General features: G+C 69.1%; 23 protein-coding genes. 19 read left to right on the forward strand and 4 right to left on the reverse strand.

What is annotated here, in order from left to right:
• The 3 genes from narI (at window position 1) to IPJ61_RS17425 (ending at window position 3,661) form a co-directional block, all read left to right on the forward strand.
• Window positions 1-759, forward strand: coding sequence for a respiratory nitrate reductase subunit gamma (gene narI, locus IPJ61_RS17415; protein WP_297110592.1), 759 nt, complete (start codon window positions 1-3; stop codon window positions 757-759).
• A 176-nt stretch (window positions 760-935) separates the two neighbouring features.
• The gene (locus IPJ61_RS17420; protein WP_297110595.1) at window positions 936-2,279 is read left to right on the forward strand and encodes an MFS transporter; all 1,344 of its coding nucleotides are present in this window, start codon (window positions 936-938) and stop codon (window positions 2,277-2,279) included.
• Window positions 2,276-3,661, forward strand: a complete 1,386-nt coding sequence (locus tag IPJ61_RS17425) for an MFS transporter (RefSeq protein WP_297110599.1) — start codon at window positions 2,276-2,278, stop codon at window positions 3,659-3,661. Before IPJ61_RS17420 ends, IPJ61_RS17425 begins: the two co-directional genes overlap by 4 nt.
• 110 nt (window positions 3,662-3,771) lie before the next feature.
• Here IPJ61_RS17425 and IPJ61_RS17430 read toward each other — a convergent pair whose 3' ends face one another.
• Both IPJ61_RS17430 and IPJ61_RS17435 read right to left on the reverse strand, forming a co-directional pair.
• Window positions 3,772-4,338 (reverse strand): DUF6036 family nucleotidyltransferase, encoded by a 567-nt coding sequence (locus IPJ61_RS17430; protein ID WP_297110602.1) that lies wholly within the window; start codon window positions 4,336-4,338, stop codon window positions 3,772-3,774.
• Window positions 4,335-4,727, reverse strand: coding sequence for a hypothetical protein (locus IPJ61_RS17435; RefSeq protein WP_297110608.1), 393 nt, complete (start codon window positions 4,725-4,727; stop codon window positions 4,335-4,337). The genes IPJ61_RS17430 and IPJ61_RS17435 overlap by 4 nt, the downstream gene beginning before the upstream one ends.
• 111 nt (window positions 4,728-4,838) lie before the next feature.
• Between IPJ61_RS17435 and IPJ61_RS17440 the strand changes: the two genes are divergently transcribed.
• A complete protein-coding gene (locus IPJ61_RS17440) occupies window positions 4,839-5,501 on the forward strand; it encodes a TetR/AcrR family transcriptional regulator (RefSeq protein ID WP_297110611.1) in 663 nt (220 codons plus the stop codon).
• Here the strand turns inward: IPJ61_RS17440 and IPJ61_RS17445 are convergent.
• Entirely contained in the window at window positions 5,474-6,103 is a 630-nt protein-coding gene (locus tag IPJ61_RS17445; RefSeq protein ID WP_297110614.1) for a TorD/DmsD family molecular chaperone, read from the reverse strand. The genes IPJ61_RS17440 and IPJ61_RS17445 overlap by 28 nt on opposite strands.
• Window positions 6,104-6,313: 210 nt before the next feature.
• On the opposite strand from IPJ61_RS17445, the gene IPJ61_RS17450 reads away from it, so the two are divergent.
• From IPJ61_RS17450 to moaC, 10 genes are all read left to right on the forward strand, one after another.
• Entirely contained in the window at window positions 6,314-8,773 is a 2,460-nt protein-coding gene (locus IPJ61_RS17450; RefSeq protein ID WP_297110616.1) for a DMSO/selenate family reductase complex A subunit, read from the forward strand.
• A gap of 11 nt (window positions 8,774-8,784) precedes the next feature.
• Window positions 8,785-9,423, forward strand: a complete 639-nt coding sequence (locus IPJ61_RS17455) for a DMSO/selenate family reductase complex B subunit (protein WP_297110619.1) — start codon at window positions 8,785-8,787, stop codon at window positions 9,421-9,423.
• Entirely contained in the window at window positions 9,423-10,451 is a 1,029-nt protein-coding gene (locus tag IPJ61_RS17460) for a dimethyl sulfoxide reductase anchor subunit family protein (RefSeq protein WP_297110622.1), read from the forward strand. The genes IPJ61_RS17455 and IPJ61_RS17460 overlap by 1 nt, the downstream gene beginning before the upstream one ends.
• Window positions 10,451-10,987, forward strand: coding sequence for a hypothetical protein (locus tag IPJ61_RS17465; protein WP_297110624.1), 537 nt, complete (start codon window positions 10,451-10,453; stop codon window positions 10,985-10,987). The genes IPJ61_RS17460 and IPJ61_RS17465 overlap by 1 nt, the downstream gene beginning before the upstream one ends.
• On the forward strand, window positions 10,984-11,847 hold the full coding sequence (locus tag IPJ61_RS17470; protein WP_297110627.1) for a 4Fe-4S dicluster domain-containing protein: 864 nt from the start codon (window positions 10,984-10,986) through the stop codon (window positions 11,845-11,847). The genes IPJ61_RS17465 and IPJ61_RS17470 overlap by 4 nt, the downstream gene beginning before the upstream one ends.
• 13 nt (window positions 11,848-11,860) lie before the next feature.
• Window positions 11,861-12,139: a DUF6457 domain-containing protein gene (locus IPJ61_RS17475; RefSeq protein ID WP_297110630.1), complete on the forward strand. Its 279-nt coding sequence runs from the start codon at window positions 11,861-11,863 to the stop codon at window positions 12,137-12,139.
• A 2-nt stretch (window positions 12,140-12,141) separates the two neighbouring features.
• A complete protein-coding gene (locus tag IPJ61_RS17480; protein ID WP_297110633.1) occupies window positions 12,142-12,570 on the forward strand; it encodes a molybdenum cofactor biosynthesis protein MoaE in 429 nt (142 codons plus the stop codon).
• Window positions 12,561-13,298 (forward strand): HesA/MoeB/ThiF family protein, encoded by a 738-nt coding sequence (locus IPJ61_RS17485; RefSeq protein WP_297110636.1) that lies wholly within the window; start codon window positions 12,561-12,563, stop codon window positions 13,296-13,298. Before IPJ61_RS17480 ends, IPJ61_RS17485 begins: the two co-directional genes overlap by 10 nt.
• A gap of 156 nt (window positions 13,299-13,454) precedes the next feature.
• The gene (locus tag IPJ61_RS17490) at window positions 13,455-14,660 is read left to right on the forward strand and encodes a molybdopterin molybdotransferase MoeA (protein WP_297110639.1); all 1,206 of its coding nucleotides are present in this window, start codon (window positions 13,455-13,457) and stop codon (window positions 14,658-14,660) included.
• 4 nt (window positions 14,661-14,664) lie between these two features.
• A complete protein-coding gene (moaC, locus tag IPJ61_RS17495) occupies window positions 14,665-15,129 on the forward strand; it encodes a cyclic pyranopterin monophosphate synthase MoaC (protein WP_297110642.1) in 465 nt (154 codons plus the stop codon).
• A gap of 79 nt (window positions 15,130-15,208) precedes the next feature.
• Here moaC and IPJ61_RS17500 read toward each other — a convergent pair whose 3' ends face one another.
• Window positions 15,209-15,739: a MogA/MoaB family molybdenum cofactor biosynthesis protein gene (locus tag IPJ61_RS17500; RefSeq protein WP_297110645.1), complete on the reverse strand. Its 531-nt coding sequence runs from the start codon at window positions 15,737-15,739 to the stop codon at window positions 15,209-15,211.
• 120 nt (window positions 15,740-15,859) lie between these two features.
• On the opposite strand from IPJ61_RS17500, the gene IPJ61_RS17505 reads away from it, so the two are divergent.
• The 5 genes from IPJ61_RS17505 to IPJ61_RS17525 all read left to right on the forward strand — a co-directional run bounded on the left by IPJ61_RS17505 (window position 15,860) and on the right by IPJ61_RS17525 (window position 20,359).
• Complete coding sequence (locus IPJ61_RS17505) at window positions 15,860-16,267, forward strand: TOBE domain-containing protein (RefSeq protein WP_297110648.1); 408 nt, start codon at window positions 15,860-15,862, stop codon at window positions 16,265-16,267.
• Window positions 16,264-17,052: a molybdate ABC transporter substrate-binding protein gene (gene modA / locus IPJ61_RS17510; RefSeq protein ID WP_297110651.1), complete on the forward strand. Its 789-nt coding sequence runs from the start codon at window positions 16,264-16,266 to the stop codon at window positions 17,050-17,052. Before IPJ61_RS17505 ends, modA begins: the two co-directional genes overlap by 4 nt.
• On the forward strand, window positions 17,049-17,840 hold the full coding sequence (locus IPJ61_RS17515; RefSeq protein WP_297110653.1) for an ABC transporter permease: 792 nt from the start codon (window positions 17,049-17,051) through the stop codon (window positions 17,838-17,840). The genes modA and IPJ61_RS17515 overlap by 4 nt, the downstream gene beginning before the upstream one ends.
• Window positions 17,833-18,894, forward strand: coding sequence for an ABC transporter ATP-binding protein (locus tag IPJ61_RS17520; protein ID WP_297110655.1), 1,062 nt, complete (start codon window positions 17,833-17,835; stop codon window positions 18,892-18,894). Before IPJ61_RS17515 ends, IPJ61_RS17520 begins: the two co-directional genes overlap by 8 nt.
• A gap of 358 nt (window positions 18,895-19,252) precedes the next feature.
• Entirely contained in the window at window positions 19,253-20,359 is a 1,107-nt protein-coding gene (locus tag IPJ61_RS17525) for a sensor histidine kinase (RefSeq protein WP_297110656.1), read from the forward strand.
• Window positions 20,360-20,388: the final 29 nt, after the last annotated feature.

Raw genomic sequence — 20,388 nt, forward strand, 5'->3', positions numbered from 1 at the left:
ATGAGTACCTTCCTCTGGGGCGTCTTCCCCTACATCGTGGCGCTGGTCTTCTTCGGCGGCCTGTTCTGGCGCTACCGCTACGACCAGTTCGGGTGGACCACCCGGTCGTCGCAGCTGTACGAGTCGAAGCTGCTGAAGTTCGCCTCGCCGCTGTTCCACTTCGCGCTGCTCGCGGTCTTCCTGGGCCACGTCGTCGGCCTGATCATCCCGAAGGCGCTCACCGACTGGATCGGCATCGACCAGCACATGTACCACATGGGCGCGTTCTACGGTGGCGGCCTTGCGGGCGTCGCGCTCGTGGTCGGCCTCGCGCTGCTGATCTACCGGCGTCGCACCCAGACCGCGGTGTTCCGCGCGACGACCGTCAACGACAAGGTCATGTACCTGGTGCTGGCGCTCGCCGTCGGCCTCGGCATGGTCGCGACGCTGACCGGCGACAAGACGCCCACCGGTGAGGAACACAACTACCGCGAGACGGTGTCGATCTGGTTCCGGTCGCTGTTCGTGTTCCAGCCGAACGTCGAGGCGATGGGTCACGCGACGTGGCAGTTCCAGGCGCACATCGTCATCGCGCTGCTGCTGATCGCCATGATCCCGTTCACCCGTCTCGTGCACGCGTTCTCCGCGCCGCTGCACTACCTGTTCCGCCCCTATGTCGTCTACCGCTCGCGCGACGTCGTGCCGCAGCACTCGCAGACCGTCAAGGGCCGCGGCTGGGACCCGATCGGCACCCGCGACAACGAGAAGACGAGAAGGTAGGTACCGCTCGTTGAGCCGGGTCGCGAGGCGTCAGCCGAGCACCCGTGTCGAAACGAATGGACCCGGCCCAGGCGCTTAACCGGGGCCGGTCGTCGCCGGGGAGAACCCTTTGTGCAGACTAGGCGCGTACTTCCGAAAAACTTGGAAGATGTTCGACGACAGAGAGACCACCGTCAGTGAGTAAGAACCTCATCGAGGTCCCCCCGGTTCACGAGACCGGCAAGGGCGCGGGCCGCGTCATGACCATGTCCACCATCGCGTTCACGTTGATGTTCGCGGTGTGGCTGATGTTCGGCATCCTCGGCATCCCGATCCAGAAGGAACTGGGCATCAGCGACGAGCAGTTGGCCTGGATCTCGGCCGTCGCCGTCCTCAACGGCTCGATGTGGCGGCTTCCTGCCGGGATCATCGCGGACCGGATCGGTGGCAGGAAGGTCACCCTGTTCCTGCTGTTCGCCACCGCGATCCCCGCGTACATGGTGAGCTTCGCGCAGAGCTACACATGGCTGCTGGTTCTCGCCTTCCTCGTCGGCTTCGCCGGCAACCTGTTCTCTGTGGGCACCACCTGGAACTCCGCCTGGTTCAGCAAGGACCGCCAGGGACTCGCGCTGGGCGTTTTCGGTGCGGGCAACGTCGGCGCGTCGGTCACCAAGTTCATCGGTCCGCCGCTGATCGCCACGACGGCGGGCAGCACCTTCGTCCTCGGCATCCAGGGCGGCTGGCGGCTCATCCCCGTCATCTACGCCGTGCTGCTGGTGGTCGTCGGCATCCTGACCTGGATCATCGTCCCGCGCGTGGACCGCGCGCCGGGGGCATCGAAGCCGGTCAAGGAGATGCTGGCGCCGCTCAGCAACGTGCGCGTGTGGCGATTCAGCCTGTACTACGTGGCCGTGTTCGGCGCATACGTGGCGCTGTCGGCGTGGCTGCCCAAGTACTACGTCGACAACTTCGGCGTCGACCTCACCATCGCGGGCCTGCTCACGGCCACCTTCATCTTTCCCGCGTCGCTGCTGCGGCCCGTCGGCGGCTGGATGAGCGATCGTTGGGGTGCCCGCAAGGTCATGTACTTCACCTTCGGCCTGATGCTGTTGAGCAGTGGCATCCTGATGATGCCCAACGGCTTCATCACCGTCGTCCACCCCGACGGCGCGACCACCGACCATCTGCACTACCAGATGCAGCTGCCGTGGTTCGTGCTGCTGGTGTTCGTGCTCGGCTGCGCGATGGGCTTCGGCAAGGCCGCCGTGTTCAAGCACATTCCCGAGTACTTCGGCGACAACGTCGGCTCCGTTGGCGGGCTCGTCGGCATGCTGGGCGGCCTGGGTGGCTTCTTCCTGCCGCCGCTGTTCGCCTACACGAAGACGTGGTCGGGCTTCCCGAGTTCCACGTTCTCCTGCATCTTCGTCCTGGTGGCCGTCTGCGCCATCTGGATGCACGTCACTATTGTCAAGATGCTGCACGAGAAGGCCCCCGAGTTGGCCGGCAGCATCGACCGTCCCCTTGAGGAGGCACACGCATGAGCGCAACTGAGACCAAGGGCGACTGGCTCGTCGCTTGGGACCCCGAGGACGAGAGCAAATGGGACAAGAAGCTGGCGTGGAACACGCTCACCGTCACCACCTTCACCCTGACGCTGTGCTTCGTCGCCTGGTTCCTGCCGAGCGCCATCGTGCCGAAGCTGAACGCGCTCGGCTTCGAGTTCACCAAGGCGCAGCTGTACTGGCTTGCCGCCATGCCGGGCCTTTCCGGCGGCCTGCTCCGCCTGGTCTGGATGGTGCTGCCCCCGAAGATCGGCACGCGCAAGATGGTCACGCTGACGACGCTGCTGCTGATCCTCCCCGTGCTCGGCTGGGGCTTCGAGGTCACCAACCCTGACGTCCCGTACTGGCGCCTGATGGGCCTCTCGTTCCTGGCGGGCATCGGCGGCGGCGCGTTCTCAGGCTTCATGCCGTCGACGTCGTACTTCTTCCCGAAGCGGATGCAGGGCACCGCGCTGGGCCTCCAGGCCGGCATCGGCAACTTCGGTGTCTCGCTCGTGCAGCTGCTGACGCCCTGGCTGATCAGCTTCGGCATGTTCGCGTTCCTGGGCTCGCAGACCATGGCGGTCGCGGGCAAGGACCCCGTCGTCGTCTGGTACCAGAACTCGGCGCTCGTTTACATCCCGTTCATCATCGCCGGCGCCATCTGGGCCTACATCGTGCTGAAGTCGGTGCCGGTCAAGGCCAGCATCAAGCAGCAGTTCGACATCTTCACCAACCAGGACACCTGGTGGATGACGATCCTCTACATCATGACCTTCGGCACGTTCTCCGGCCTCTCCGCGCAGTTCGGCCTGCTGATGGCGAACCTGTACGGCACGGGCAACCCCGAGATCGTCGAGGGCGTCGGCCATGCTGCGAAGGTGCTCGTCGAGGGCTATGCGGTTCCGGACCCGGTGAAGTACGTGTTCCTCGGCCCGTTGGTCGGCGCCGGCGCGCGCATCGTATTCTCGCCGCTGACCGACCGCATGGGCGGCGCGATCTGGACGCTGATCAGCGGCATCGGCATTCTGGGCTCGATCATCTACACCATCCCGGGCCTGACGCCCGACACCTCGAGCGCCGCGGCGCTGCAGGGCGGGTTCAACCAGTTCCTGTGGGGCATGCTGCTGATCTTCCTGTTCTCCGGCATCGGCAACGCGTCGACGTTCAAGCAGATGCCGATGATCTTCGAGCGCCGCCAGGCCGGCGGCGTGATCGGCTGGACCGGCGCCATCGCCGCCTTCGGCCCGTTCCTGTTCGGCGTGGGCCTCACCATGATGTCCCCGACGGCGTTCTACATCATCGGCGCGGTGTGGGCCGTCGGCTGCATCGTCATCACCTGGATCCGCTACGCCCGCCCGGGCGCCCCGAAGAAGAGCTGATTCGCGCCTAACCGCTGGCGATTCCACCAGATCTAGTGGAATCGCCAGCGGTTAACGATGTCAGGGCGCGGTTCACCGGCATCAAGGCGTTTCGGCCTGAAGAACTTGGGTTAGGTGAGCGGATTGCCTCGCGCGGCGGCCCGGTCGAACACCCGCTGGGCTGCGTACAGGGCCTCTTGTGGGTCGTTATAGCCCATGTAGCTCTCGTCGAAGAACTCGTCGTGGATCGCCGCCGCTTGCTCCGGTGAGGTGAATCCCAGGTGGCGGAACAAGACCTCGAGGTCGTCGAGATCGCGCCTCCTCATCGCGCGCAGCTTCATCGCGACCAAGTAGTGGGGTGAGGCGACCGCGATCCGGAGGCCGGGCAGGGTGAGCTCGCGGGAGTCGGGGTCCGGCTCGTTGCTGAAGAACGCCGTGGCCCGGGAATTGACCCAGTCCGGGCTGAGCTCGTGGGCCTCCGCGACGGTGGCGACGGCGCGCCAGAACTCGTCGCCGCCGGACCTGACAGCGGCGTCGACGTCCCTGGTGATGCGCCTGGCGTCGAACTCCAGCGCGATCGCGGCGCCGCCGACGACATAGACGCTGGCCTCCACGTCGCGACCCACGAGGATCTCGCCGACCTCCCGCAGGAGGGAGAGGATCTCGTCGCGGGTGAGGTTCCGGTCGTGGGCCGTCATGCTTGCGTGAACTCCCGTTCATCCAAGAAGATGCCCAGCCGCATCAGCTCCGCCGGTGTGTGGGCCATGTCGTTGTAGGCGTCCGACGGGCTGTAGGCGAACGGCCACCAGCCCTTCTCCAGTGGCTCTTTGAAGGTCCACGACGGCGCGTGTTCCCCTATCTGGTGCAGGCGGTAGCGCAGCGCCCCCGCGAGGAGCGCGTCCCATCGTGGATCCCCGGTGGTGTCCGGAGCGTTGAGCGCGTCGTCGAGGGTTCCGGCCTTTTGTGCGGCGGGCAGCGCGTTGATGCCATCCATCAGCATGCGGATGGCATGGATGTCGTCCCCGGCCGCGAGCGCGTCGCGAACGTCCTCTGCGATCTCGGGGACCGTCGCCCACCAGCGCTTCATGTCCCTCCTGGGTAGGAGGCCATCCTATCCGCGACGAGACGCCGGACTGCGCGAAATCCTGAGGCGGCTTGGCCGCTCGTCGTCTGTGCGCGGATGTGGGAGCATGGGCCGATGGCGCGGATCACCGAGGAGGACCCGAGGTATCTCCGCGTGCGCGCCAGCCTCGTGTCGGCGCTGTTCGAGCTGGCCGCGGAGGTACCCGCCGACGAGATCTCCGTCTCGCAACTCGCGTCGGCTGCGGGGGTGTCGCGCACGACGTTCTACTCGCACTCCTCGTCGCCCGCGCAACTGCTGGCCGACACGCTCGTCGAGCGGCTCGCGCCGCGGCTGGATGCACTCGCCGACGAGATGACCGTGCCCGGCGTCGAGTACGTCGAGCTGTGGCGGGAGGCGTACACGGCGCTTCTTGAGCACGTGCAGGAGCACCGCGCCGTCTACGAGACGCTGCTGGCCACGAGCTCGTTCACGCTGTCGTCGCTGGTGCAGTACCTGGAGTCGGTGGCGACGCGCTCCGTCGACGCCGTCGTTGCCCAGTTCGCCGAGCCGCACGTGACGGCGCTCTGGCGCACCATGGCCATCCAGCAGCAGGTGCGCGGCTCGATTGCGATGATCAAGGCCTGGCTCGACACGGGCCTGGCCGACCCGCCCGACGTCGTCATCGACACCTACCTGACCCTCGCGCCGCCCTGGCAGCTCGCGAGGCCGGACGAGACCGGCCACATCACCCTGCGGCGCATCCGGTCTGCTCAGCCGGCCGCGGCGAACTCCTCGTAGGAGGCCAGCGCGCCGAGGGAGAGCAGGCCGACGCCGCGCATGAAGTGGGTGTGCGCCTCGCCGATCATCGTGGTCAGCATCTCCGGCGCCCAGGGGAGCAGGTGGTCGCGCAGGAAGGCGGCACCGATCCAGATGAGGCCGGCCGCCTCCGCGTCATTCCCGGCGTCGAGGGCATCGATCGCGCGCAGGCAGGACTGCGCGACGAAGTCGAACTCCAGGCCGACGTGGTCGTCGGGCTCCCTGTTCAGCCGCGGGGCCTTCAGCGCCAACTCGCGGTAGGCGGCGCGGACCTCGAGGGTCTGCTCGTCGAACACGAGGCCCTCCGTCCCGCGGTGGACAGACTCGTACGGCGCGACGACGGCGGCCGCCGTATCGCCGTAGAGGCGGTCGTGATCGCGGCGGATGGCGTCGGTGCTCTCGCCCTCCCGGTGCGAGGCAGCCAACTCGGCGAGGCCCTCCCGAGCCTTGTCGGAGGCCAGCGGCCACTCGGGGAGCAGCTCCCAGAGCGTCAGCAGCGTCTGCTCGTCGGGCGCGGCCCGGTGGAACCTGCCGAGGACGGAGAAGGCCGCCGCCATGTCGTCGAGGCGTTCGATGTCCTGCATGGAGTTCCTTTGCGAGCCGGGGGAGGGGTGCCCGAGATGCGGGTCTGAGAGGCCGCTGGCGGGTGATCCCGCAGGGGTGTCACCCGCGCGCGCGGTACCCCCAGTCTATTTCGGGCCCCCCGCCGCGCTTAGCCGACCCCGCGCCAATCTATCCAACGGGTGTCCTGTAGCGTGCGAGACACCTGATCCTCAAACCTGCGGAGGCCCCAGATGTCCACGACCCAGGAGACGGTGACCACGCCGTTCGGAAACAGCTCTCGGCGCACCTTCCTCAAGTGGTCCGGCGTGGCCGGCGGCACGGCCGCCCTTGTCTCCACGGTCGCGGACCTCGGCATGCCCGGCACCGCCGCGGCGGCGCCCGGCGACGGGATGGCCGACGCCGACAAGACGGTCTGGTCTGCCTGCGTCATCAACTGCGGCTCCCGCTGCCCGCTACGGCTCCAGGTCAAGGACGGAACGATCGTCCGCGTCCTGCCCGACAACACCGGCGACGACACCCTCCTGAATCGGAACATCAAGGCTTGTGTCCGCGGCCGCAACATGCGTCAGCGCGTCTACAACCCGGACCGGATCAAGAAGCCGCTCAAGCGCGTGGAAGGGGCGAAGCGCACCGAGGGCCGGTTCGAGGAGATCAGCTGGGACGAGGCGCTCGACCTGCTGGCCGAGAAGATCAGATACACCTACGACACCTACGGCCCCGAGGCCGTCTACAAGAACTACGGCTCTGGCGTATGGAACGCGCACATCGGCTACTCGGGCGGCTGGGCGCGCCTCTTCAACCTCCTGGGTGGGTACCTGGGCTACTACGGCAACTACTCCTACCTCCAGGTGTCGCAGTGCACCCGCTACTTCTACGGCACCCCCGACGAGCAGCCGTCGAACTCGATCGAGGACTCGATCGAGAACTCGAAGCTGCTGGTGCTGTGGGGCAACAACCCGCAGGAGACGCGGATGTCGGGCGGCGGCGTCACCTTCACCACCGCGATGGCGAAGAAGAGGGGCCTGAAGATCATCGTTGTCGACCCGCGCTACTCGGACTCGGCGTCCGTGCTGGCCGACGAGTGGATCGCGCTGCGGCCCGGCACCGACACCGCGCTGATCGCGGCCATGGTGCACGTGATGCTGCAGGAGAACCTGCACGACCAGGCGTTCCTCGACACATACTGCGTCGGCTTCGACGAGGAGCACCTGCCCGAGGGGGCGCCGGCGAACGCGTCCTACCGCTCCTACGTCGAGGGCAAGGGACCCGACGGCGTCGAGAAGACCCCGGAGTGGGCCGCCGAGATCACGGGCGTGCCAGCCAACCAGATCCGCAAGTTCGCTCGCGAGGTCGCGCTGGCGAAGCCGGCCAACATCACGCAGGGCTGGGGGCCGCAGCGCCACGCGCACGGCGAGAACCAGGCCAACGCCATCTACCTGCTCGCCTGCGTGACCGGCAACGTCGGCATCCCCGGCGGCGGCACCGGCGGCCGCGACGGCTATTACTGGCCGGTCACCCAGTGGCTCGACGACGGCGCCAACCCCGTCCAGACGCAGATCTCCTGCTACACGTGGACCGACGCCATCGAGCGCGGCCCGGAGATGACGGCGCTCGCCGACGGCGTGCGCGGCCGCGACAAGCTCGAGACCGGCATCAAGTTCATGGTGTTCTACGGCTCCGCGATGGGCTCGTCGCAGCACGGCGACATCAACCGCACGCGGCAGATCCTCGACGACGAGTCCAAGTGTGAGTTCATCGTCGGCATGGACAACCAGATGACCTCGACGATGAAGCTGTGCGATCTGGTGCTCCCCGACACGACGACGTCGGAGCGCTGGGACCTCGTGCCGTCGGAGTACACCGGCGACATGGCCTACGAGATCATGTGCGAGCAGGCCATCGCGCCCCTGTACGAGTCGCGCACCGCGATCGACGTGACCACCGCGCTGGCCGAGCGCCTCGGGGTGGGCGCCGAGTTCGGGGGAGGGAAGAAGACCACCGAGGACTGGGCTCGGGAGCTGCAGGCCAAGAATAGGGAGGCGAACCCGCACCTGCCGGAGTTCGAGGCGCTGCGCGAGATGGGCGTCTACCGGTACCTTGATCCGAACGGGCTTTACGTCGGGCTCAAGGCGTTCCGTGAGGACCCCGAGGCCAACCCGCTCGGCACGCCGTCGGGCAAGATCGAGATCTACTCCTCCCAGCTCGCCGACCTGGCAGCCACCTGGGAGTTCCCGAACGCGCTGCCCGGCGATGAGATCACCCCCATCCCGGCCCACGTCGCCACCTGGGAGAGCGCGGAGGAGGCGCGGGGCAACGAGAAGTACCCGCTGCAGTGCATCAGCCACCACTACAAGGGGCGCACGCACTCCACCTACGGCAACCTCTCCAACAACCTTGAGGCGCATCCGCAGAAGATCTGGATCAACACCCGCGACGCCGCGGCCCGCGGCATCGCCAATGACGACATCATCCGGGTCTTCAACGACCGCGGCACCATCCAGTGCCAGGCGCTGGTCACCCCGCGCATCGTCCCCGGCGCGATCTCCGTGCCGCAGGGCGCGTGGGTGAAGTTCGACGACGCGGGCGTCGACCACGGCGGCGCCGCCAACGTCCTCACGTCGCTGCACACCACACCGTTGGCCAAGGGCAACGGCCAGCACACAAGTCTCGTCCAGGTCGCGAAGGCGTAGGGAGTCAGATCATGAGCGAACCGCAGATCACGGCGGGGGCCAACTACGGCTTCCACTTCGACCAGAGCCTGTGCAACGGCTGCAAGGCGTGCCAGATCGCGTGCAAGGACAAGCACGACCTGCCGATCGGCGTGAACTGGCGCCGCGTCGTCGAGTACAGCGGCGGGACGTGGCAGACCGACGGCAACACGTTCACTCCGAATGTGTTCACGTACTACACCTCGATCGCCTGCAACCACTGCGAGAACCCGGTGTGTGTGCAGGTCTGCCCGACCACGGCGATGACCAAGCGCGACGACGGCACGGTCTTCGTCGACGAGTCCAAGTGCGTCGGCTGCCGCTACTGCGAGTGGGCGTGCCCCTACTCCGCTCCGCAGTTCAACGCGGAGACCGGGCACATGTCCAAGTGCGACCTCTGCTACGACTATCGGGAGACGGGCCAGGATCCCGCGTGCGTGTCCGCGTGTCCCTCGCGCGCGCTGGACTTCGGGCCTATCGACGACCTCCGGGCCACTTGGGGCGCCAAGGACGCCGTCGCCCCGCTGCCCGACCCGAGCATCACCCATCCTCAACTGGTGATCACCCCGCACCGCGACGCCCAGCCCTGGGACGGCGGCACGGGCGAGATCGCGAACCCCAAGGAGATCTGATGAACACGCACGAATTGCCGATGATCCTGTTCACGGTCATCGCCCAGCTGAGCGTCGGCACGTTCATCGCGCTGGGGATCATGGACGTGCTGCTCTCGCATCGCAACGACGCGACGACGGTGCGCCGCATCACCGAGCCGGTGCTGTACGCGATCGGGCCGGCGCTGGTGCTCGGCCTGCTGATCTCGATGTTGCACATGAACGACGTGCTGCACGTGTTCAACGTGGTCCGGCACTGGGACTCGTCCTGGCTGTCGCGCGAGATCCTCTTCGGGATGGGGTTCGCCGGCCTCGGCTTCCTGTTCGCCATCCTCTCCTGGTTCCGGATCGGCAGCGACGCGCTGCGCCGCGTCGTCGGACTCCTCACGGCGCTGGTCGGGATCGGGCTGGTCAGCTCGATGTCGATGATCTACTACTCGCTGGTCACGGTTCCGGCCTGGAACACGCCCATCGTGCCGTTCCATTTCTTCCTGACGACGATCATCCTGGGCGCGCTGGCCGCGGGCTGCGCGCTGATGTGGACGGTGATGGTGCGGGGACGCAACGAGGGACGGGCGCCGGCCGGCGAGGCCCCTGTCGTCGGTGGCGGCGGCGTGGCCGTCGCGACGAAGCCGTCGACCAAGGCGGGCATCTCCGCGCGCATCGCGGAGATCAACGCCCCCACCACCGCCGATGAGTGGAAGGCGATCACGCAGGTGATGCAGTGGATCGCGGTGGTCACCGCCGTCGGCGGCATCCTGGTCCTGATCTCCTACCCCGTGCACATCTCCGCGCTGGCCGCAGGCGACGCGACGGCGCAGGCGTCGGCGGCGGTGTTCTCCGGCACGTTCTTCGTCGGCCGGATGCTGCTGCTCGCGCTCGCGACCGTCGTGCTCGCCCTGTTCGGGTACCGGCTGGCCGGGCAGACGCTCCGCGAGCGGCCCCAGCTGCTCGTTCTGCTGATCACCACGGCATTCGTGCTGGCGACGATCGCGGAGATCATGGGCCGCTCGCTGCACTACGACTCGATGTTCCGCGTCGGCATCTGATGGAGGCGCGAAGCGCCGGGGCCGCCCTGCCCCTCGGCATCCAGGTGGCGACGGCGGGATTCGTCCTCGGGCGGCTCCTGCTGAAGCCGCCCGCCGCGGCGCTGGTCGAAAGCCTGAACGACCCCGCGATGCGCGCCACCTGGCCGCTCGCCGACGAGGACACCCGAGCGGCGCTCGCGGCACTTGACGGCGGCGCCGGCGAGCTTGGCGCCGTCCGGTTCGACTACGAGCGCCTGTTCGTGCGCGCGTCGCCCGGCCGGATCGAACTCCGCACGGGACAAGGCGCCGACGACCACGTCGGCCAGCGGATCCTCGACCTCGCCGAGCTGACCGCCACCGCCGCCCAGGCAGAACGCTCCGGGGACGGAGCCGCTGCCGCGGCGGCGCGTGAGTCGGCGACGCGGTTGCGCGAGAAGCTCGACCCCGTCGTCGGTCTCGTCCTCGACGCCGTTCAGGAGCGCGCCGCGACCCCACTGTTCCGGGTGCTTCCCGGACTGGTGCGCGGCTTCCTCGTCGAGGAGCTGCGCTCCCGGTGACAGACAGCACCCTCTCGCTGCTGCGCTGGCTGGCCGCCCATGACGTCCCTCGGCGAATGGTGCTGCTGTGCCCGGACGCACCCGTGCCGGACATCGGCCGCGGCGCCGTCGCGGTCCGGTTGACCGGTTGTGTCGCGGACGCGTCGATCGGTCTGCCCGCGCAGTTGCTGGCGTGCGGGGTGGGAGAGGTCGCCGTCGTCATCTGCGGCGATCGCGCGGAAGAAGTGCGGGCGTTGGGGGAGCGGTGGCGCGCGACCATCGTGACGGGAGTCGAGATCGTAGAGAGCCCGCCTCCACCGGGCCGCTGGCGCAAGGCACCCGAGGTCTTGACGCTCGGCGCGATCCCGGTCTCGCGCCGCGGCCTCCTCGGCCTCGCCGGCGCGGGGCCCTTTCCGCTCGACCTCGACGGCGACGACACCGCCCGCACGCTGGCCGCCCTGGATCTCCTCCGCGCACGCGGCCAGGCCGTCCTCGAGGTGCGCGAGGAGAGTCCCGCGCGCGCACTCGCCGTCGATGGCTGCACCGCATGCGGCGTCTGCGTCCACGCGTGCCCGCACGACGCCCTCTCGCTGACCCACGACGGCGCCGTCAGCAAGCTCGTCCACCTGCGCGACGCGTGCCGCGGCGAGCTGGACTGCATGCGCCTGTGCCCCATGGAGGCGATCTCCGACGGCGGCCCCATTCCGTTCGACGACCTCGCCGGGGAGCCCGGCAGGGTGCTCGCCGCGGTCGCGACGACCGCGTGCCCCCGCTGCCAGGCCCGGCATGCCGGCGGCCGGGGTACCTATTGCGCGGCGTGCGCTTTCCGGGTCGCGAACCCTTTCGGTACCTCCGCCCCGCCGGGCGCGAAACGCTCGTGATAGCGTCTTTCGCATGTCAGAAAATCCTCAGAACCCGAAGGAAGCTGCCATGCGGCAGTGGGTGGATCAAGTGGCGGCCGCCCTCGACATCCCGGCCGGCCTCGCGCAGAGCCACACAGACGCCTTGCTCGACATGGTGGGCCAAGTGGCGCACGGACCGAGCCGCCCAGGAGCGCCGCTGACCGCCTTCCTCGTGGGGCTGTCCGCGGGCTCCGCGGAGGATCGAGACGCCGCCATCGAGCGCGCGCTCGGCGTCGTCAGCTCCCTCGTTGATACTTCGACGAACGTCTAAGTATGGTGGACACTGACCGGATCGTCTCCGGCATCACCGACGCGGACGTCGACTGCGCCGCACTCCGTGCGGCCGTTTCCGACGAGAAGGCCGGCGCCATCGTCACGTTCGAGGGCGCCGTCCGCAACCACGACCACGGCGTCGCGGTCACGGGCATCGAGTACGTCGGGCATCCGTCGGCCGAGGAGATCATGGCGAGGATCGTCGCCGATCTCGCCGGTCGCGACGGGGTGCACGCGATCGCGGCGCAGCACCGCGTGGGATACCTGGACATCGGCGGGGTCGCGCTGTTCGTCGCCGTTTCCGCGTCGCACCGCAAGCAGGCGTTCGACTGCGCGTCGGACCTCATCGAGCGCGTCAAGGCCGAGCTGCCCATCTGGAAGCGTCAGGTGCTCGCCGACGGCACGCACGAGTGGTCGCAATGCCCCTGACCTCGGAACAGCAGGAGCGCTACATCCGCAACGTCGACGTCGTCGGCATGGGCGTGGAGGGGCAGGAGCGGCTGCTGGCATCGTCGGTCCTCGTTATCGGCGCCGGTGGGCTGGGATCGGCCGCGCTGCCGTACCTGGCGGCGGCCGGTGTCGGCAGGATCGGGGTGGTCGATGGGGACGCCGTCGAGCTGAAGAACATGCAGCGCCAGGTGCTGCACACCGAGCTGGGTCGCAACAAGGCCGAGTCCGCCGCGGAGCGCCTGCGGCTGCTGAACACCGACGTGACCGTCGACGAGTACCCCGAGTATCTGACGGCGGAGCGGGCCCGAGACCTCTTCGTGCGCTACGACCTGGTCATGGACTGCACCGACACCTACGGCGCCAAGTATCTCCTCTCCGACGCCGCGGAGGCCGTCGGAGCGCGCCTGATCTGGGCGTCCGCCGTCGGAATGCAGGGCCAGTGCTCGGTGTTCGGCGTGCCGGACGGGCACGGCGACAAGCTCTATCTTCGCGACCTCTTCCCGGAGGAGCCGAATGCCGGCGACTACCCGCTGGCCCTGGAGATCGGCGTGTTGGGGGCGATGGTCGGCCAGATCGGCGCGCTCGAGGCGACGGAGGCGATCAAGCTCCTCGCGGGCTTCGGGGAGCCGCTCGTCGGCCGTGTCATGGTCCTCAATGCGCTGTCCGCCCGCTGGTCCGTGCTCCCACTGCGAAAAGCCGCAGGTTGAGTTGAGTTGGCCGCTACCGCTGATTGCGCCGAATCCCCGCGCGAAGCGCCGGACTCGTGCCGCGCCGTGCTGAGCCGACGCGGCAGGCGTAGCCTCGTCGTCGTGTCGAAGTGAAACCGATGAACCCGAACACGAAAACAGACAGAAGGACTACCGATGTTGACCGTTGAGCAGTACCTGGAGAGGGTCGTCGGGCTCGCCAGCCCGCTGCGGTCAGAGCCGTGCGCCGTCGGGTCCGGGTTCGGACGCGTGCTGGACGAGGACTTGACGGCGCGGTTTGCCGTGCCGCCGTTCGACAACTCCGCCATGGACGGCTTCGCGGTCCGCGCCGCTGACACCGCGGCGGGGCCGACCCGGCTGAAGGTCGTCGGCGACGTCCCGGCGGGCGCCTCGCACGCGCCGACGGTGGGTCCGGGCGAGGCCGCGCGGATCATGACCGGCGCGCCGATGCCTCCCGGCGCCGACGCCGTTGTGATGGTGGAGGACACGGATCAGGAGCAGGGCGACGTGCCGCTGCCGGGGTCTGTCGCCGTCGTGCCCGTCACGCCTGGCAAGAACGTTCGGTGCAGAGGAGAGGACGTCGCCGTCGGCGACCTCGTGCTGCGCGCCGGCGAGCGCTGGACCCCCGCGGCCGCGGGGGCGGCGTCGTCGATCGGTTACGCGGAGGTGCGGCTGCGCCGTCGGCCGAAGGTCGCGGTGCTCGCGACGGGCACGGAGCTCGTCGCGCCGGGAGAGCCCATCGGCTTCGGTCAGATCCCCGACTCCAACTCCCTCCTCATCGCCGGCCTTGTCGAGCAGTTCGGCGGCGAGGTCGTCTGCGCTCGCGCGGTCTCTGACGACGTCGACGACTTCCGCGAGGCCCTCGCCGAGGCCGCTGAGGCCGACGTCATCGTCACCTCCGGCGGTGTCTCCGTCGGCGCGTTCGAGGTGGTTCGCCAGGTGGTCGAGGGCGAGATCGAGTTCGTGAAGGTCGCCATGCAGCCGGGGAAGCCGCAGGCCAGCGGCCGTTTGCGCACTACCGACGGCCGCGAGCAGGCCTTGCTCGCGCTGCCCGGCAACCCCGTCAGTGTCTTCGTCTCCGCCTGGGCCTACCTGCGCCCGCTGCTCGCTGCGTTCCAGGGGGCGGATCCCGAGTGGGCCTCCACACGGGTGGCCGTGGCCGAGGGCTGGAAGACCCCTCCCGGCCGACGCCAGTACGTCCCCGTGGTCCTGACCGCCGACGGCGCCCGTCCCGCCCATCGCCTGGGCTCGGGCTCGCACCTGGTCGCCTCGCTCCACCTGGCCGAAGCCCTTGCCGTCGTCCCCGCCGATGTCGAGGCCGTGGCGCCCGGCGACATCCTCGACGTCTTTCTGGTGAGGTAGTCACATGGAGTTCACGCATCTAGACGCGCGGGGGCACGCCCGCATGGTCGACGTCACCGCCAAGCAGCCGACCGTCCGCACCGCGGGCGCAGAGGCCTTCGTTTCCTGCTCGGCCGATGTGGTCGCTGCCCTGCGCGAGGGGACCGTCCCGAAGGGCGATGTCGTCGCGGTGGCGCGCATCGCGGGCATCGCCGCGGCGAAGAAGGTGCCGGACCTGCTGCCGTTGGCCCACGTCATCGGCGTGCACGGCGTCGTGCTGGATGTCGAGATCGCCGACGGCGGGGTGCAGCTCCGCGCCGAGGTCAAGACGGCGGACCGTACCGGCGTCGAGATGGAGGCGCTGACGGCCGTGACGGTCGCCGCGCTCGCCGTCGTCGACATGGTCAAGGGCGTGGACCGCAGCGCGGAGATCGTCTCGGCGCGCGTCACCTCGAAGTCCGGCGGCCGTTCCGGCGACTGGGTGCGCTGACTATCTGACGGAAAACGTCACCGAGATGCGATCCAAGGCCCTCATATCCCGATAACCCTGTTGTGACCGCACTTATCCGTCAGCGGGAGCGCCCCGCAGAGGCGGAGGCGGGGCGGTTCATGTCGTGATCCGCGCCGTCGAGCTGGTCGACGATGTGGGTGAGCACGGGGGCGAGGACGGCGAGGGCGTCACGGGCGCCGCCGCGGGAGCCGGGCGCGTTGAAGACGAACGCGCGAAGGCCGCCTCGGTCGACGATGCCGGCCAGGCCGCGGGAGAGTGACGACAGCGGCGTCGCCGCCAGACCGGCGGCGCGGACCTGTTCCGCGATGCCCGGCACCTCGTAGGTCAGGAGCGGGCGTGTGGCCTCGACCGTCACGTCGCGCGGGCCGACCCCGGTCCCGCCGGTGGTCAGCACCACCCGCGCGCCGCCGTCGACGGCGTCGATGATCGCCTGCCTGATGAGTGTCGCCTCGTCCGGCAACACGACGGGGTGGTCGACCTCGAACCCCTGAGCGAGGAGGCCCTCGCGCAGGACCGCTCCGGAGCGGTCCTCGTAGATGTCGGCGGCTGCCCGGTCGGAGCAGGTGATCACGACGGCGCGGTATGGCATGACGCCATGCTAGTGGCCGCCCCGCGAACCGGCGGACTTGACCCAAGTTAATTGGAGGAACGGGCGCATGCGGTTGTCACCGCATGCATGCACCGCAACTACGGTTGATAGTATTCGTTCATGACGCATATTCGGATTGCCGCGGCGGCGAGCCTCCTGGGAGTAAGCGACGACACGGTTCGTCGTTGGGTCGACACCGGACGGTTGCACGCCGTCGCGGACGAGTCAGGCAGGCAGGCCATCGACGGTGTCGAGCTGGCCGCGCTCGCGCAGGAGCTTGCGGACAAGGCGCTCGACCAGCTCGACGGCGGCGCGGGGGCCCGTTCCGCCCGCAACCATCTGACGGGCCTCGTCACCCGCGTGGTCTCCGACACGGTCATGAGCCAGGTCGAGCTGCAATGCGGCCGCTACCGGATCGTGTCCCTCATTTCCACCGAGGCGGTGCAGGAGCTGGGCCTCGAGCCCGGCGTCGTCGCCACCGCGGTCATCAAGGCTACGAACGTCACCATCGAAAGGAACCGTGCATGAAGCGCCTGGCGCTCCTCGTCCTCGCCGCCCCCCTGGCCCTGCTCGCCGCGTGCGGCGGGACTACCCCGCCCGCGGAGACCCCGGCCGCTCCGGCGCCGTCGGTCACCCAGACCACTGAGGCCCCGCCGGCGGCGCCGTCGACGGCGGACGCGATCGTGTTCGCCGCCGCCTCAATGAACGCGGTGTTCCCGGACATCGCCGAGGCGAAGTACTCGTTCGACGGTTCGTCGGGTCTGGTCGATCAGCTGAAGGGCGGAGCGCCGGCCGACGTCTTCGCCTCTGCCGACAAGAAGAACATGGACAACGCCGTGGCCGAGGGCCTCATGGACGGCGACCCTGTCATGTTCGCCACCAACTACCTGGTGCTGGTCACCCCGGCGGATAATCCCGCGGGTATCACCGGCTTCGACGCTTCGCTCGACGGCACCAAGCTCGTCATCTGCGCGCCCGACGTCCCGTGTGGTGCCGCGACGGTGAAGGCCGCCGAGGCCAACAACCTGACGTTGACCCCGGTCTCCGAGGAGGCCAAGGTCACCGACGTGCTGGGCAAGGTCACCGCGGGTGAGGCGGATGCCGGCCTCGTCTACGCCACCGACGCCACTGGCGCCGGCGACAAGGTGAAGGTCTTTGACGTCCCCGGCGCGAAGGAAGACCCGAACACCTACTGGATCGGCAAGGTCAAGGGCGCCCCGATGCCCGAGCAGGCCGACGCCTTCATCGCGGCCATCATGGGTGCTGAAGGACAGGCGAAGCTGGCTGAGTTCGGCTTCGGCGCTCCTCAGTGACAACTGGCCTGAGCTACCCGAAGTGGGCGCTGGTGCCGATGGCGCTGGCGCTCACTTTGCTCGGTCTGCCGCTGCTCGGGCTGCTGATCCGCGCCGATTGGGCGCGGCTTCCCGAGCTCCTCCTGTCGGAGCGCTCGCTGGACGCGCTCCGGCTGAGCCTCTTCACCTGCCTGATCTCCACGTCCATCGTGCTGATCCTCGGCGTGCCGACGGCGCTGGTGCTGGCCCGCACGCGTGGCCGGTGGGCGTCGGCCGCCCGGACGCTCGTCACGGTCCCGATGGTGTTGCCGCCGGTGGTCGCGGGCCTCGCGCTGCTCACGACGCTCGGCCGCCGCGGACTCGTCGGGCAGTACCTGTCGGCGCTGGGCATCGAGATCGGCTTCACCACGACGGCCGTGATCGTCGCCCAGACCTTCGTGTCGCTGCCCTTCCTCGTCGTCTCACTGGAGGGCGCGCTGCGCTCCAGCGGTCAAGACTACGAGCGCGCCGCCACGTACCTGGGTGCCAGCCCGACGCGAACGCTGCTGACCGTCACTCTTCCGATGGCCGCCCCCGCGCTGGCTTCCGGGACCGCGCTGTCGTTCGCGCGGGCGCTCGGCGAGTTCGGCGCCACACTGACCTTCGCGGGGTCGCTGCAGGGGACCACCCGCACGCTGCCGCTCGAGATCTACCTGCTGCGCGAGTCCGACTCCGACCTCGCGCTGGCGCTGTCGGTCATCCTGCTCGCCGTCGCCGGCCTCGTCGTGTGGCTCGCCACCCACTTCCGCGCCTGGGGGAACCATGGCTGAAGCTCTCCGCGTCGACGCCGGGGTCGCTGCCCGGGGTGTCCGCGTCGCGCTGTCCGTCGCACCGGGCGAGGTTCTTGCGCTGATCGGCCCGAACGGGGCAGGCAAGTCGACGTCCATCCAGCTGGTCGCGGGCGCGCTTCGCCCCGACGACGGCGAGGTCGCCATCGGCGCAGCCACGGTCGCCGATGCCAAGGGTTTCATCCCCGCCAACCGGCGCAGGATCGGCTATCTGGAGCAGCGCCCGCTGCTGTTCCCTCACCTCTCGGTGCTGGACAACGTCGCTTACGGCCCGCGGTCCCGAGGGGTCGGCAAGGCCGAGGCGCGGGCGCGCGCGGAGCGGGAGCTCGCCGCCGTCGGGCTGTCCGGGTTCGAGCGGCGACGCCCGCGCGAGTTGTCCGGCGGCCAGGCGCAGCGTGTGGCACTGGCCCGCGCGCTCGCCGTCGACCCCGATGTCGTGCTGCTCGACGAGCCGTTCGCGGCGCTCGACGCCAGCGCGACACCGGAGCTGCGCCGCGTCCTTCGCGACCGGCTCCGCGGCATCACCACACTGCTCGTCACGCACGATCCGCTCGACGTCCTCGTCCTCGCCGACCGCGTGGCCTACCTCGACGCGGGCCGCGTGGCGGAGTCGGGTGCCGTCGAGGATGTCTTCCAGCGCCCGGGGACGCCGTTTCTCGCGGACTTCGTCGGCCTCAACCTGCTCCACGGCACCGCGGAGGACGACGGAGCTGTCAGGCTCGATGGGGGAGCGGTGATCGCGGGCCTCGCCGAGTCGCAGCTCCCGGCGGGTCCGGCGCGGGCGGTCTTCCCGCCGGGAGCGGTCAGCATCTTCCCGGCGGCGCCGCACGGGAGTCCGCGCAACGAGCTGCCGGCCGTCGTGGCGGGTGTGGAGGACCGCGGGCTCGTCCAGCGTGTCAGCCTGCTCGTCGGCGGCCAGCCCATCCACGCCGACGTCACCCCGTCGGCGCTTCGTGAGCTGTCGCTGGCTGACGGCACCGCCGTCGTCGCGGTGGTCAAGGCGACCCAGGTCGCCCTGCATCCGAGCCGCCAGTAACCGCGGCTCGGACCCCGAGGCCGGGTTCGTCAGGGGAGCGGGGTGTACTTCGAGCGGCGGCAGCCGGGCCACCACGGGAAGACGTCGCACCAGCCGACAGGGTCGGTGAGGCTGGTGGTCGTGGGGGGCGTTGAGGAGGGCGTAGCTACTTTAGTTGCGGCGGGCTTCCCAGCCTGCGGCAGCGCAGGCTGGGGAAGGGCCGGAGGGACCACAAGCGCGAAATGGGCGAGGACTAGGACCAGAATCTTCACGACGTCACCTTATGGGGTGTGGACGCTCAGACCTAGTCGCGCACCCTTCGGGTACGTCTGTGCCCGATCGGAGACACGCCGGGAAATCGAGCATTACGGTGTACAACATGCGCGTGCGGTCGATTCTGAACTCCGGTGGGGCGGAGTGCATCCTCGGCGCGCTTTTCTTCCTCGTCGCTTTCCTCGACTATCTCACCGGAGGCACGGCGCTGGGGTGGACGCCCTGGTGGGACGCGTTGGTGCTGGCGCTCCTATGTCTCGGTATGCGATGGCCGCTGGTCAGCGCGTGGGCGCTCTTCGTCGCCGTCCCTCTCGGCATGCTCGTCGATCCTTTGGGCCAAGGCATGTACGTCCTCATCTCGTCCTGCGCGGTGGTGCTCATGATTCGGCGAGATCACCTTCGGCTCGCGGTGATAGGGACGGTCGTCTTTGGTGGCGTCAACTACGCGGTTCTCTTCGTCAGAGCCGCCTACTTCGGAGATCCCCCTGCCCCCTTCTTCATGCTCGCTTCAGTGGGGATCTGGTACGCCGTCGTCTGGGCGATTGGGCTCGGCATCCGCGGGCTTGCGCGGGCCGAAGCGGCCCGCGTCGCGAGCCAGTACCGGGAGCGCCAGCTCAGTATCGCCGCCGACCTCCACGACTTCGTGGCAAGGAACCTCAGCGCACTGGTCATGGCCGCGGAGGCGCTGCCGGAAACCGACGATCCGGGCGCCGCTTCCAAGGTCGCCGAGCGGGCGCGCCTGGCCAACGCCACCCTCCGCGACATCACCGAGGTGATGCGCGGAGGGCCTCGGCGGCTGCGTCCCGCGGTCGGAGCAGAGGAGGCGCTGCGCCAGGCCGAGGAGATGTTCGCCGCCCAGAAGGGGGCGGTGAGCGTCGAAGGGGAAACGGCCGCCTCGCTGCACGAGCTGCCGGAGGAACTGGACCTCGTGGCCGGCCGCATCATCGCGGAGGCGCTGCACAACGCGCTGGCCCACGGCGATGTCCGGGAGCCGTGCGTCCTCGTCGCCGAGCGGTCCGAGGAGACGCTCGACATCGTCGTCTCCAACCGCATCGCGCGGCGAACGTCGTCGTCGGCGCTCCCCACGATGGGCGTCATGGCCATGGTGCAGCACGCGGAGATGCTGGGCGGCAGGGTCGAATCCACGGCGTTGGGAGACATGTGGGTGTGTACGGCCACACTGCCTCTCGACGGCATCGGAGACCGGACATGAGCGGCCCTCGGCGCCGCTGCGACGAACTC

The sequence above is a fragment of the Tessaracoccus sp. genome, from assembly GCF_016714275.1.
Taxonomy (GTDB): domain Bacteria; phylum Actinomycetota; class Actinomycetes; order Propionibacteriales; family Propionibacteriaceae; genus Arachnia.